The organism is Dictyobacter aurantiacus, assembly GCF_003967515.1.
GTDB classification, from domain to species: domain Bacteria; phylum Chloroflexota; class Ktedonobacteria; order Ktedonobacterales; family Ktedonobacteraceae; genus Dictyobacter; species Dictyobacter aurantiacus.
This window is the reverse complement of sequence record NZ_BIFQ01000002.1, coordinates 2,171,809-2,184,119: the sequence shown is the minus strand read 5'-3', so window position 1 is coordinate 2,184,119 and position 12,311 is coordinate 2,171,809. Positions and strand designations below refer to the sequence as shown.

The window sequence follows — 12,311 nt, the reverse complement described above, 5'->3', positions numbered from 1 at the left end:
GTCCGCCTATTTGATAGGCTGAGCGCTCATACGTTTGAGTCATAAAAAGCCGATGGCAGTTTGAAAAGTAAGTAGAAAGAGACCAATGCAAGCACAAAAAGCTATCATGATTCATAGTCCCAGCTCTGGCCGATCCAGTAAACTGGCAGAGACCACTGACTGGTTACGTGAAGCGGGAATGGAGATTGTCGATGTCCTGCCAATTAATGCGCTCGATGGTCTACCGCCACAGGGACCACTCTGGCAAGAGCAGGGCATCCAACTTGTCATCGCCTCCGGTGGGGATGGCCTGGTAGGTGGCGTAACATCGCACATTGTGTCTAGCAACTTACCACTGGGCATCTTACCGTTGGGGACCGCCAACGATGTAGCGCGTACCCTGGGTATCTCAATGGATATCAAGCAGGCAGCCGCTACAATTATGCGCGGCAAGGTCATCACCATTGACATTGGCATAGCCCGGCCCGCCGAACAGGAGCCGCACCCTATTTCTAACGAGTACAAAGCCGCCGTCCCAGCCAACTCCCACAGCTACTTTGCGCACGCCCTGACCATCGGTATTAACGTAAGATTCGCACAGTTCGCCACCGATAAGCGGCTGCGCAAAAAGTTCGGCAACATGACATATGCGGCCGCGGTAGCCAAAGCGCTGCAGAGCTATACGCCGATCGAGGTAGATCTGGACTTTGAGGGGCTGGCTATCTACGATCACGATCACAATGGCAAACCGGTGGGCACGCCCAGAATTCTCTCCAACCGGGTTCAGATCCATAGTAAGGTGGCTCAGGTCACCATTGTCAATTCGCCGGTATTCTGGGGAGCCTTACAGGCCACGGTGCCAGGCGTTAACCTGCATGATCGGCTGCTGGATATCGTTGTCATCGAGGATAACCGCATGGAACAGTTGGTATATAAAGTGTTGCGCTTCTTCAGGCGTTCAACGGCACAGAAACCTGAGTATGCGGGCTGGTATAAACAATTTCCAGAACTGGTTTCCGCCGAGCGTACCAATATTCCAGGCATTCATCATGTGCAGGCGCAGGGAATTACCATTCATTGCCGTGGCGAGCAGGCCGAGGCAACTTTAGATGGAGAGGTCCGTGGTCAGACCCCTATGCATGCCCGTGTCGCCGACGAGTGCCTCAATGTCATTGTACCTTGAGCCACCAATCACTTGCAGCCTGGCAGTGACGACCGGCGAAAATTATATACCTCTTACGCTGACTTACCCGCCTCTGACCATAATCATATGTTCATCACCAGTCAAGCCAGCAGCAAATGGAATGCATACCACACAACGAGCACAATGACCGTCCCGCGCCGCTTCATCGGGCAGGGTCAGACAGAAACTACTATGTCCCCAGGCCAACAATTCTAAACAGATCTGCCAGTGCAAAGAGATCTCTACCGGAGGGGAACCTCTTTGCCGCAAAAAAAGTTTGCACAGGTCTTCGATAGTGCCCAGCGTATCCAATAGCGATGGCGTTGGGCGCAATGCCTGCAGGGTATAGAGATGATGCGTGTCGCCGAGCGCGCTTATGATAGCAGGTGTGGAACAGACATCCTGCGCTTCCTTCTGCCCGCTTTCAGGCGCTTCGCGCAAAGGTGGGGTCGATGATACCAGGGTAGTAACACACATCTCCCTCGGAGTATGATTAGTAGGAATATAGAGAGCCGCGGTGACCTCTAGCAGAGTATCTGGCTCCCCCTCAACGCGCTGAACTGGCGCAGGTAAATACATCGTTTCCTGGTCCGCAACATCACCAGCCTGGCGCAGGCGCATAAAAATATCCACAGTTTCCTCCCCTACACTGACAACACAACCACGTCACTGTGTAAAGCAATAGCGTATGATGAATTTCATTATACGTATCTACGTGGATTAGCTCAAGAAAAAGCGTGAAAAGTGGTTATGGCTAGGAGAAAAGTCCCTGTATATCTAAGCGCAGAAAACAGTTATAGAGAGGGAAGGGGAGGAAAACAGATTTATCCATCTTCACCCCCGTGCAATATCACGAATAGTGGGATTAAGCCACAATCGCTACCTGCGCGAATGTTCCCGATGAGATTGCTCACCTGCATGGCGGCGAGTGCGTTCATGCTCACGGTCCCGGTCATGCTCGCGCTCATATGAGTGCTCTCGTCCACGGCTATGAGATCTCTCTTCATCCCGATCGCGGTCTCTATCATAATCCCGGTCCCTGTCACGCCCCTTATTGTTCTCGCGATAGCTATACCCTCGTTTATTCCCTTTGCGCCGGCCCCCACCAAAAATTCTGTAGACTACATTGATGAGCATAATGATTACCAGCAGGGCGAGAAAGCCACCGAGCAACAAAATCCAATTATCCATAATAACACTGTTCCTTCCAAACCCGGGTACATCTTGATTGGCGCTGATATCCTACGCTATAGAAAACGATGTATTGCTCGCTAGATCAAACGGTAAATAGTGCGCTTATCGATACAAGTACCTGATTATGCGCCACCAATAAAGGATAGTTTCGCATGTTTGTGCCTGTTTTGCAAACCCGGACTACTTATTGATAGAGGTTCCACATTTCGCGCAGAAGGCCGCCCCCGGCTTTAATTCAGCCTTACAACGTGGGCAATAGGCTTTAGGGGTCTTCAATGCCGTGCCACACCACGAACAGTAGAAGTCGTCAGCATCGTTTAGTTTCTGGCATTTACTACACTTGTGTTGAGCCGGTGCACTGGTAGCAGTTCCCTGTACTGGCTGGGAATATGCTTCTCTGGACGTAGCAGTCCAGGAAAATGGACCACCCTGCGTAGACCCCTGCCGTTGCATTTGCGCCTCCATATGCGAGGGCACAGGACCCACCTGGACATCGGGCCGCTGCTGCAGAGCAACCATGTCCAGGGCCTCAAAGAGCTGTTCCTCCAAGCCTGCCTGACGTAACACACCGGCCCCGGTGGTAAATAGCAGAGGCCAGAAAAATATCATGCCCAGTAGACCAGCTGCCGCCTTGTCTTCCCAACGATGCTCTCCTACCAGCGCCACCACACCCCCTGGCACCCTGCGCAAAATAACCGTCAGCGCAGCCTGCATGCCCAGGATAGCCTCAAAATCGCCACCTTTGCGCAACTGCACTACCATCTGTCCCTGGTTAGAAAAATGCTGCACCTGGTATCCCTGAGACATAAAAATGGATTCAAAATCTCTCACCATGCGATCAACATCAAGATTGGCGGCCTGATAAAAACGTGTACTCATTTATGAAATATCCCCAATTCTATCTGATTATTTTTGAGAGCGTCTGATGCGCAGGATATCGCCTGAAGCATGGCTGGTCTTTCACACCTGCGGTGCTCAAGAGTCAGTTTTGAGTTGGTGCATAGGGGCCCATTCGCGCCCCCATGCACCAACTCAGAAATCAGTGCGGCCGCGCCAGTGGACGCCCGTATGGGGGCGCAAACATGCCCCAATACGACGATAGGTAAGCTACTCTCTTTAATAAGATATGTTTAATAAGACGCGATAAAGTAATGAGATCTAAAAATATTAACCCATCAGGGTTAATTGTACGAAAACCGAAACGATTTATAGAAATGAACAGATCTAAAAGAAAGGCAACCTCAAATGTGCCATAACAACGAGTCAGGTATGCTAAAAGAGTCAGAAACATTACCTGCCTAAGGAGATGCACCATGCTGCAAGCGCCGCAGATTATCGATAACTTTACTCGAAGTAGTCATCCTGACAATTGCTTTCATCTTTCTTACCTCTACACGCGGGGCGTGCCCCTGGCCTTGTTATCATTAGCGGGCATATTGCTCTTAAAAGCGATGGTGCTATCGCATCCTAAAGACCGTCGCAAGCATTTAAAATACAGTTGCGGCACCTTGCTACTGGCCCTATTATGCCTTTCACACCAATGGTTCTGGATCTTTCCAGGGCTGGCTCTCTATAAGCTTTTGCCCGCGTTAGCAAGGATCACCAACATCTCTCACCCATCACGAACGTTGCCAGACTCACATCAGGATGTTTCTGATGAGCAATATGATACTTCCCAGGACAGAAAACCAGCGGAAGAGGGAAGCACGTCTTTGCATTACCAGTATCTATCGTCCTACTATTCCTACGATGAGCAACCTCTGGCGCACTACCCACAGGCGCTCCCACCACACACATACAGCTCATGGCATTAAAAAGGGTGCCGACATGGACACAAACATGGTGTTGCGTACCATTTTTGTGTCAATCAGAAAACATGAGGATAAACGAACTCACCCTGCTCAGCCCGAGGGACATGAGACCCTGACGGGACCGGCAGGGTGACACCTCTTTATCCATCTCACGAAGCCGAAAAACATGGGCGCGATAACGGTACAGCCATTATCATCTTCCTGCTTCATGAATACATTCAGTATACCTGGTTTAGCCATAAAGATTAGTGAACCGCTACACATGCTTTTTGTGAATCATATCACTCCTTGTGCAAAAGCCTGGTAAAAGGAACGAATAAGCACATATCATTGCCCACCAATCTGTCGTTTACAAGGGGGATGACCACAATACTACGTTCAGATCGCCAATCCACGAAAGCCAGAACATGGCTGTTGACAAGAAAGGCCGCGCATATTAGGCTTGTATACGCGGCAACAGCCCAATATAAGCTAGTAGAGGTTAATATGTATGCCACACTTTGATGAGTTATTCCTCACCCAGATTCGGGATCACACCGAAGCCAAATGGCGTGATTCCCAACCACTGACCTTTGAACAGTTTCTGGCGCAAGATCGTATGAGTTGCATCTGGCAAAAAGGCACAAAATGGTTGGGATTAAGCGATGAGGAGATAAACTCGATTGAGAAGCAGTGGTCCCTTCACTTTCCGCCCGATTACCGGCTGTTCTTAAACATTTTACATTGCCTCGATAGACCTGTTATTATCGCGACCTATGATGGCGATACACGCAAAATCGTCCCTTGCGAGTCTTCTTTCTTACCCGACTGGCAACGGGAGGGCGATGGCATAAAAAATGCCTATCGGCAACTTGTCGATGATATCACGTATGAGGTGCTACACAATAATATCTGGAAACCCGGTTGGGGCCGAAAACCCATCACCAGGTATGGCTTGAAGCAACAGATAGAAGCCCTGATCGCGCGCGCGCCTAAATTGATACCAATCTATGGGCACCGTTTCTTGCTAGCTGAGCCCGGGATGGCGGGAAACCCCATTCTGACATGGCATCATTCAAGCATGATTATCTATGCTCCCGACCTCTATCATTTCTTTTGCAAAGATTTTGTGGAACTATTGGAACTGACCGACCAGGACCTGCAGGCAATCAACATTGAAAGCAGGCAGATCAGTAAAAAAAAGCATCAGGAATATAAAACTATTCCTTTCTGGGGAGAGATGCTATAAGCTGCATCGTCCATCTATGCAACCGATTGCTTCAGGGGCTGGAAATACAACTCATTTGTTTTTTGTTTAAAATTTTAGTCCTAGCAGTGCAACTTTTCGTCACTGTAATCGATTATAATAAATATAGAGAGATATATAAACTTATCTTTATGACCAAAGTCTATTTTATGCTTTTAAATGTATGTCCAGGAGGCACATCCCACAATGGTTGATTACCATACCAGTCGACAGCGTTCATATAAAGTACTGTCGCTGATGAGTGTCACCATACTTCTTCTAATGATGCTAAGCGCCTGTGGTAATCCACAGGTGCAAAATAGCGCGTCAACAGATAAAGCAGCGCTTGATAAAGCGATAGCCCACGCCCAGAGCGTCGGGGTACCAGACACTCTTCTCCGTCCTATTTTGAATCAGGAACATAAAATCAGCAGCACGAATGAACCGGTTACCCTGTTTTCCAACCAACCTGCCACTGATTATTATTCAAATCTCGCTAAAAATTATCAACTGTTAACAGTACAGGTACGAGGACTTGAGTATCAAGCCACACAGCAATCTGGCCACCAGGCCTCTATTGACCTGAAAGCTTTCTCCTCAATTCTATCGCAGCGACAGACGCAGGGGTTTGTAGAGGCTCAGAACTTTACCAATACGCTTACCCAGGTTCAAAACGAAATGAACCAGGCACAAGAGCCAAAACAGTATATCCAGGTGAGTCAGAAGTCACAGCAGGCTACGGAAGCGCTGAAATTGCTCGGCACCGCCAATGATCAACTGGGGTCGTTCCAGACGCTCATCAAGACCCTGAAAAGCTCTAACCTGGATACAACCGCATTAGACCAGCAAGAGGCTGACGATGTCAAGCAATTCCGCCAGGCTACCACGCCCGATGATTTCCGCAAGATCATTAAAGACCTCAACGCGCAGTCGCAGACCGCCAATACCATCTCAACCCAGGCTGTTCCTTATGTGGGGCAATTCAAATTGGGGCAGTTTCAGGCATCCATCGATAAGGTGAAAAGCTACGGTGGCAATGCGGACCAGTACCAGAAACAGTACGACAGTGACAAGGCGTTGCTGGATAGCGGAAACTTTGTTAAGTTTACAACCGACTTGAATCAGCACATGGCCGACATTCGGGTACCCTTGCTCCAGTTACAGGCAACCTACGATGTCAACCAGCTCATGACCGATGCCAAGAACTGGGGCCACGCCCACCAGTACCACGATAGCTTCAACGGCCAAACCTATGATACGGCCTATGACTACTGGAATGGTACCGTGTACGATCTCAATTCCGAGCTCACTACCGCGCAGACCGCCGACGATTTCCAGGCGATCATTGATTCAGCCAAAGATCAGCGCACCCTTTTTGAAGGCATGAAGACGGATGCCGTTGATTCAACGCCGTATAACGTTCCTCATCAGAGCGACCTGAAGTTGATGCAGGAGTTCAACGCGACCAAAGGCAAAGTCATCGTTACATCGCTGAATAACGGTGCTTTGCGCGTCTATCAAGATGGCAAACTTATCCACTCTATGCTGGTGGTGTCTGGCATGCCTGACAAACCATCTCCTCCAGGAGTAACAACGGTCACCAATCGCCAATCGCCCGCGGTCTTTAAGGCGTTTGATCAAAATAAAAATTCGCCTTTCTACTATCCAGATACCCCCATCCATTACGCGATGATGTATCACACGGGCGAATACTACTATCACGATAGCTGGTGGAGAGCCGATGACGATTATGGTCCAGGCAAACAATTCCCGCATTATGCTCCAGCAGCATTCAACGATGGAACCCACGGTTGTATTAACATGTCGCTGGACGAGGCGGCCTGGTTGTGGAAATTCACCACGCCAACCGACCCCAATGGAACCGATACGGTGACATCCATCGTGTATTAATCGCGAACACAACACCATAAAAAGGGAGAAACCCGAACGGGCTTCTCCCTTTTTACTATTGAGCTGGATAAGCTACAACTACGCTGATGGGATGATCGGCAAGACGACGGCCGATGGATGCTCGGCATCATGGTAGATGCGCTGCTCAGCAACAGCCAGTTCACTGGTCATACCCAGGGGCGCTCCAGTATTCTGGTTACGATCATATTTGGGAAAGGCACTGGAAGTTATCTGCACGCAGATACGATGGCCAACCTTGAACACCTGGGATACGTTCCAGCAATCAATCGAGTAGTGATAAATCTCGCCAGGTTGGATCAGTTCAGGCTTATCCATGCCATTGCGGAAGCGGGCGCGCACCATACCATCACAGAGACGCTGGCGAAAACCATTGGGCCATACATCGATCAGCATAGCCATAAAATCGGTATCCGGAGCGGACGAGGAGGCATAGAGATCAACCATGATTGGTCCGGTCACCTCCACATCCTCTTGCAGCGGCTCGCTGACATACACCAGCATATCATCCCGACGCTGCAAAGATGCATAGTCATCTGGCCCGCCAATCTGAGAGGAGGTTGCCTCGGTGATAAAGGGTACTGCATTAGCGGGATCGTAGAGGTAGGTATCTACGGGTTCGGTCTCTGGCCTGGTGAAAGAGAGCATACCATTGCCAAAACGGCTGTTCGCACGTCCCTGACTATGCAGATAATAAGGCGTCCACTGTGTACGTGCCAGGGGCCACTCCTGCTCGTCACGCCACACGTTATTCCCCATCACAAAGATACGCACCGGCGACACCCCTGTCACGGGCTGGCCCTTCAAATAACGATCATACCAGCGCAGTTGTTCCGCACGCAAATCGATAATCGATTGCGGACCAAAATCGACATCACCAATTCTGGATTCGGCATTAACGTTGTGGCCCCAGGGACCCATCAACAGGCGTTGATTGGTACGTGCTTCAACGGTCGCGCCTTGCCTGGTCATGCCAATATAATTTAAAGGGGTGCCAATCTGCTCGTCATCGTACCAGCCGGAAATGTGCAAGGCGGGCACATCGACACGATCGAACTTCTGCTGATAGCATAGTGGCTCCCAGTAGTCATCGAGCTGTGTATGCTGCATCTCCGTGCGCCAGGCAGGGATGCTACGACCAACACTCTCATCCATAGTGACGAGTGGCAGATGTTGATAGACCTGCTCCCACTCTACCCGTGCCATTGACTGGAGGGCACGGCCACTGACCAGGTGCAGCCAGCACAGATGCATGGGACTCGGGGTTCCGGTAGGGGTTTCGACAAACGGATCGGAAGGAGGAACCAGCACTACCATGGCCTTGAGATGCGGTGGACGCTCAATCGCGGTCAGCCACTGAATGCGACCACCATATGAGGCCCCGATAGTCCCGACATTGCCATCCGACCAGGGCTGGCTGGCGCACCACTCGACCGAATCATAACCATCGCGCCCTTCATTAAAATAAGGCACAAACTCACCATCGGAATCGCCACGGCCACGAACATCCATCGCGACAAAAATATACCCGTTGCGAACAAAATACTTGGCTGTCTCCAAACTCACCTCGGCCTTCATATACGGCGTGCGCGACAAAATAACCGGACGCTGACCGATCTGCTGCTCCGTACCAACAGGCATATAGATATCGGCCGACAGGGTAATCCCATCACGCATAGGCACGCGTTTATCAAACTGGATCTGTAGTTCGCGAGGATATGCAGTAGTCATTAAACAACTCTCCCTACACAGTTACTATACCAGGGAACGTTACCGTTCCCACACTATTTTTTGTGTTCATGCAGCAGACAGACGCAAAAGTCGTGAGTGTGATGGTGCATAGGAGGCGCGAATGCACTCCTGTTACACCATCAATACGTGATCTTTTGCACCTGTGTTGCTCAGGAGTCAATTTCTGATGGTGCATGGGGGCGCGAATGCGCCCCCATGCACCATCAGAAAAAAACCAGAGCGGCCGCGCACGCGGACGCCCGAAAGGGGGCGCTTATGTGCTCCAGTACGACGCAAGTCTGACGCTCTCATATCGTGAGAGCGTCAGGCAGGCAATACAATCTGCACTTTGACCGAGGTGGGTTTCATATGCGTCGCATACTTGAATGCCTCGATGCTTTCCTGGAAAGCGAACGTATCCGTGATTAACGGCTTCACATCTATCTTACCGCTCCCAAGTAGCGCCAGGGCACGTGGATAGACATGGGCGTAGCGAAAGACGGTCTCTATGCTGGCCTCTTTCGCCTGAGCTGCCACAATATCAAGCGGCACGGGGGCGCCAGGCATACCAATAAAGACAACGCGTCCGGCCGGGCAAAGCGGTTCAAAAACGCTGGCGGCCGAGCGGGCATTGCCGCTGGCCTCAAACACAATATCTGCCCCCCAGCCATCGCTTAGCTGCTGCACCACTTCGGTTACACTCTGCTGCGCCACGTTCACCGGTACGATTGGTCCCAGTGCGCGGGCCAGTTCCAGCTTCTCCTGCACCACATCCGTCATCACAACCTGGCTACAGCCACCGGCCAGCGCGGCCAGTGCCGTAACCATCCCGATTGGCCCTGCGCCCATCACCACCGCCAGGTCTCCAGGCTTGATTCTGGCCTTGGTTGCCGCGTGTATACCTACCGCTAACGGCTCAACCATGGCACCCTCAGCAAAGCTCACATTGTCTGGCAATTTAAACGTGAAAGCCGCCGGGTGCACAACATATGGGGTCAAGCATCCATGCACGGGAGGAGTTGCCCAGAAACGTACAGCCGGGTCCAGATTGTAGATGCCGAGACGGCTGGCCTTGCTATTGGGATCTGGAATCCCCGGCTCCATGCAGACGCGATCGCCTTCTTTTAGATGCGTAACTTCGCTACCGCATTCGACTACCGTGCCAGACGCTTCATGTCCAAGCACCATCGGCGCACGCACGACAAATGGCCCGATGGCGCCATGCTCATAGTAGTGCACATCGCTACCGCAAATACCGACCGTGTGAATAGCGATCCGCACATCGTGTGGACCCAGCGTGGTCGGTAGATCAATATCACGCAGCGACAACTCATGTGCCTTCTCTAAAACAAGAGCAACCATAGCAAACCTTTCTTTATTGAAACAGACCAACTGTTGCTTCCATAACCTGCCCACCGACAATGCTTCTCCTCCATGCGCACTTCTTCTCATCCATGAGCAGCAATTGTTGGTATATAATAGAGGCATTATAACACCTGAACCACGTTTCCCTCCTGACATCTTGAGGAGGTCATGCCTTTAAATGCATGCATATATGCATCTATTGATGCTCCTCTGTAGGCACAGGCTCGGTAGGACGCTCCTCGTCCGAGGCGGGAAGAGCGCGTATCTGATCCCAGGGGATGCGCGCAGGTGTACCGATATCATGCAGATGTAACGCATCATTGTAGCGCATCAGCCGCCAGCGTCGATCAGGCCCGCGCTTTTGCCAGTGGGTAATTGAGGTGTTGCGCGTTCTAAAGCCAGCCTGGGGCACTGCTAATGAACTCAATCGAAAGAAATAGATAAACGAACCATCAATAATGCCGCCATGGCATACCAGCACGATTGTCTTATCCTCATATGTATTTACAATACGCTCCAGGGCAGTGCCGACACGCAACTGGAATTCTCCCCAGCTCTCTCCACCCGGAGCAGGCTGCTTCAGGGGTGCCTTGCGAAAGTCGATCGGCCCGTAGGTGCGTTGATATTCTTCAGCGGGCATGCCATCTGTACCACCAGCGCGCATCTCCTCGATCTCTTCATCCACCAGGAGGGGAGAATCCAGCGCGGGCGCGATAATCTGAGCCGTCTGGCGCGCGCGATGCAGCGTGCTGCACATAAAAACGTCAGCCTTGATTTCATGGGTGGCAGCCAGCCGATCGCGCAGATGCTCAGCCTGAACGATACCCAGCGGAGAAAGCTCACTGTTACCAATCGTGCCCTGAATAGCGGATAGTGCTTCACCATGGCGAATTAAATACAGGTTGGTCGTCATAGATTCTCCAATCAACAGTAATAACATAAATAAACATACTTCGCTCTTCTACTATAACCCATGATCTCGACCGGCTGCAGGATAATTATGGTCATAGTGAGCGTTACAACCAGCATAAAACATGCTTAACAGCCAGTAGAAGCGGTTGCCCACACTTTCTGGTTAAGAAAGTGTGGGCAACCGCTTCTACTGGCTGTTAAGTTCCGTACCATCCACAGTTCCATTTGGCGGCGCACCGCTACATAGAAAGCCTGTGCAGGTGGGGAGGAATCACAACATCAAACGCCATATTCTTAAGAGTCGTGGTCAGAAGCCAACCTTCGCGATAGAACGAAAGCAAGAGTTACACTGTAAAGGCTGGTCATAAGGCGCTCTTAAGGTGAAACCAGATCAATCATTATCGCCAGAACCACCCATGCCACCTGATGGAGGATTATGCCATCCCGGGCCTCCTGGCGGAGGATTATTATGTTCTCCCGGGCCTCCTGGCGGAGGATTATTATGTTCTCCCGGGCCTCCTGACGGAGGATTATTATGCCATCCCGGACCTCCTGGCGGGGGATTATGTCCTTCCGGATAGGAATGATAGTGATAGAACGGAGGCAGCCAGTGATGGTGATACCAGTCCCACCAACCAGGGATATGATATTCATCACACCAGATCCATCCATATGGACCGTACCACCAGCCCGGATAATACAATCCCCTACACCAGTTGGATGGCCAGGGATCGGGATTGGGGTAGTAGTGTGGTTGCGTAGGAGCCTTCTGAAGTCCACAATTGCTCATAGCGTGAGTGGCTTGAAGCATATGGGTAGATGAGCAATTTGCAGACATGGGCGCAGCATGGGTAGAACTACTTCCCAGCATAGCAAATGACAAAGCAAATGCCAGTGCCAGAATGCCCACACCACATCGCAGTATAAGCACCTTACGGTCTCTCATAAGCACTTCCTTTCTTACCTGATAATCTGTAAGAGG

Annotated in this window: 11 protein-coding genes; 5 read left to right on the top strand and 6 right to left on the bottom strand. The window is 50.9% G+C overall.

Annotation, left to right across the window (positions count from 1 at the left end; genetic code table 11):
* Positions 1-85 precede the first annotated feature (85 nt).
* On the top strand, positions 86-1,162 hold the full coding sequence (locus KTT_RS33610; protein WP_126602266.1) for a diacylglycerol/lipid kinase family protein: 1,077 nt from the start codon (positions 86-88) through the stop codon (positions 1,160-1,162).
* A gap of 63 nt (positions 1,163-1,225) precedes the next feature.
* On the opposite strand, the gene KTT_RS33605 is transcribed toward KTT_RS33610, so the two are convergent.
* From KTT_RS33605 to KTT_RS33595, 3 genes are all read right to left on the bottom strand, one after another.
* Positions 1,226-1,795, bottom strand: coding sequence for a hypothetical protein (locus KTT_RS33605; RefSeq protein ID WP_126602263.1), 570 nt, complete (start codon positions 1,793-1,795; stop codon positions 1,226-1,228).
* Positions 1,796-2,041: 246 nt separating this feature from the next.
* Complete coding sequence (locus KTT_RS33600; RefSeq protein WP_126602261.1) at positions 2,042-2,353, bottom strand: hypothetical protein; 312 nt, start codon at positions 2,351-2,353, stop codon at positions 2,042-2,044.
* 183 nt (positions 2,354-2,536) lie between these two features.
* A complete protein-coding gene (locus KTT_RS33595; protein WP_126602259.1) occupies positions 2,537-3,235 on the bottom strand; it encodes a zinc ribbon domain-containing protein in 699 nt (232 codons plus the stop codon).
* 434 nt (positions 3,236-3,669) lie between these two features.
* Here KTT_RS33595 and KTT_RS33590 point away from each other — a divergent pair, with 434 nt between their 5' ends.
* From KTT_RS33590 to KTT_RS33580, 3 genes are all read left to right on the top strand, one after another.
* Positions 3,670-4,170 (top strand): hypothetical protein, encoded by a 501-nt coding sequence (locus KTT_RS33590; RefSeq protein ID WP_126602257.1) that lies wholly within the window; start codon positions 3,670-3,672, stop codon positions 4,168-4,170.
* A 487-nt stretch (positions 4,171-4,657) separates the two neighbouring features.
* Positions 4,658-5,395 carry an SMI1/KNR4 family protein gene (locus KTT_RS33585; protein WP_126602255.1) on the top strand — a complete coding sequence of 246 codons (738 nt, stop codon included), beginning with the start codon at positions 4,658-4,660 and terminating at the stop codon, positions 5,393-5,395.
* Between the two features lie 204 nt (positions 5,396-5,599).
* Entirely contained in the window at positions 5,600-7,303 is a 1,704-nt protein-coding gene (locus KTT_RS33580; RefSeq protein WP_160146327.1) for a L,D-transpeptidase, read from the top strand.
* 78 nt (positions 7,304-7,381) lie between these two features.
* On the opposite strand, the gene KTT_RS33575 is transcribed toward KTT_RS33580, so the two are convergent.
* From KTT_RS33575 to KTT_RS33565, 3 genes are all read right to left on the bottom strand, one after another.
* The gene (locus KTT_RS33575) at positions 7,382-9,052 is read right to left on the bottom strand and encodes a CocE/NonD family hydrolase (RefSeq protein ID WP_126602251.1); all 1,671 of its coding nucleotides are present in this window, start codon (positions 9,050-9,052) and stop codon (positions 7,382-7,384) included.
* A gap of 324 nt (positions 9,053-9,376) precedes the next feature.
* Positions 9,377-10,414: an NAD(P)-dependent alcohol dehydrogenase gene (locus KTT_RS33570; protein WP_126602250.1), complete on the bottom strand. Its 1,038-nt coding sequence runs from the start codon at positions 10,412-10,414 to the stop codon at positions 9,377-9,379.
* Positions 10,415-10,613: 199 nt separating this feature from the next.
* Complete coding sequence (locus KTT_RS33565) at positions 10,614-11,330, bottom strand: histidine phosphatase family protein (protein WP_160146326.1); 717 nt, start codon at positions 11,328-11,330, stop codon at positions 10,614-10,616.
* 425 nt (positions 11,331-11,755) lie between these two features.
* Here KTT_RS33565 and KTT_RS36350 point away from each other — a divergent pair, with 425 nt between their 5' ends.
* The gene (locus KTT_RS36350; RefSeq protein ID WP_160146325.1) at positions 11,756-12,091 is read left to right on the top strand and encodes a hypothetical protein; all 336 of its coding nucleotides are present in this window, start codon (positions 11,756-11,758) and stop codon (positions 12,089-12,091) included.
* Positions 12,092-12,311: the final 220 nt, after the last annotated feature.

What these genes read in the sequence shown, in the direction of transcription:
- KTT_RS33585 (WP_126602255.1), top strand. Translation starts at nt 4,658, where the DNA reads ATGCCACACTTTGATGAGTTATTCCTCACCCAGATTCGGGATCACACC.
- KTT_RS33595 (WP_126602259.1), bottom strand. Translation starts at nt 3,235, where the DNA reads ATGAGTACACGTTTTTATCAGGCCGCCAATCTTGATGTTGATCGCATG.
- KTT_RS33600 (WP_126602261.1), bottom strand. Translation starts at nt 2,353, where the DNA reads ATGGATAATTGGATTTTGTTGCTCGGTGGCTTTCTCGCCCTGCTGGTA.
- KTT_RS33610 (WP_126602266.1), top strand. Translation starts at nt 86, where the DNA reads ATGCAAGCACAAAAAGCTATCATGATTCATAGTCCCAGCTCTGGCCGA.
- KTT_RS33590 (WP_126602257.1), top strand. Translation starts at nt 3,670, where the DNA reads ATGCTGCAAGCGCCGCAGATTATCGATAACTTTACTCGAAGTAGTCAT.
- KTT_RS33565 (WP_160146326.1), bottom strand. Translation starts at nt 11,330, where the DNA reads ATGACGACCAACCTGTATTTAATTCGCCATGGTGAAGCACTATCCGCT.
- KTT_RS33575 (WP_126602251.1), bottom strand. Translation starts at nt 9,052, where the DNA reads ATGACTACTGCATATCCTCGCGAACTACAGATCCAGTTTGATAAACGC.
- KTT_RS33570 (WP_126602250.1), bottom strand. Translation starts at nt 10,414, where the DNA reads ATGGTTGCTCTTGTTTTAGAGAAGGCACATGAGTTGTCGCTGCGTGAT.
- KTT_RS33580 (WP_160146327.1), top strand. Translation starts at nt 5,600, where the DNA reads ATGGTTGATTACCATACCAGTCGACAGCGTTCATATAAAGTACTGTCG.
- KTT_RS36350 (WP_160146325.1), top strand. Translation starts at nt 11,756, where the DNA reads ATGGAGGATTATGCCATCCCGGGCCTCCTGGCGGAGGATTATTATGTT.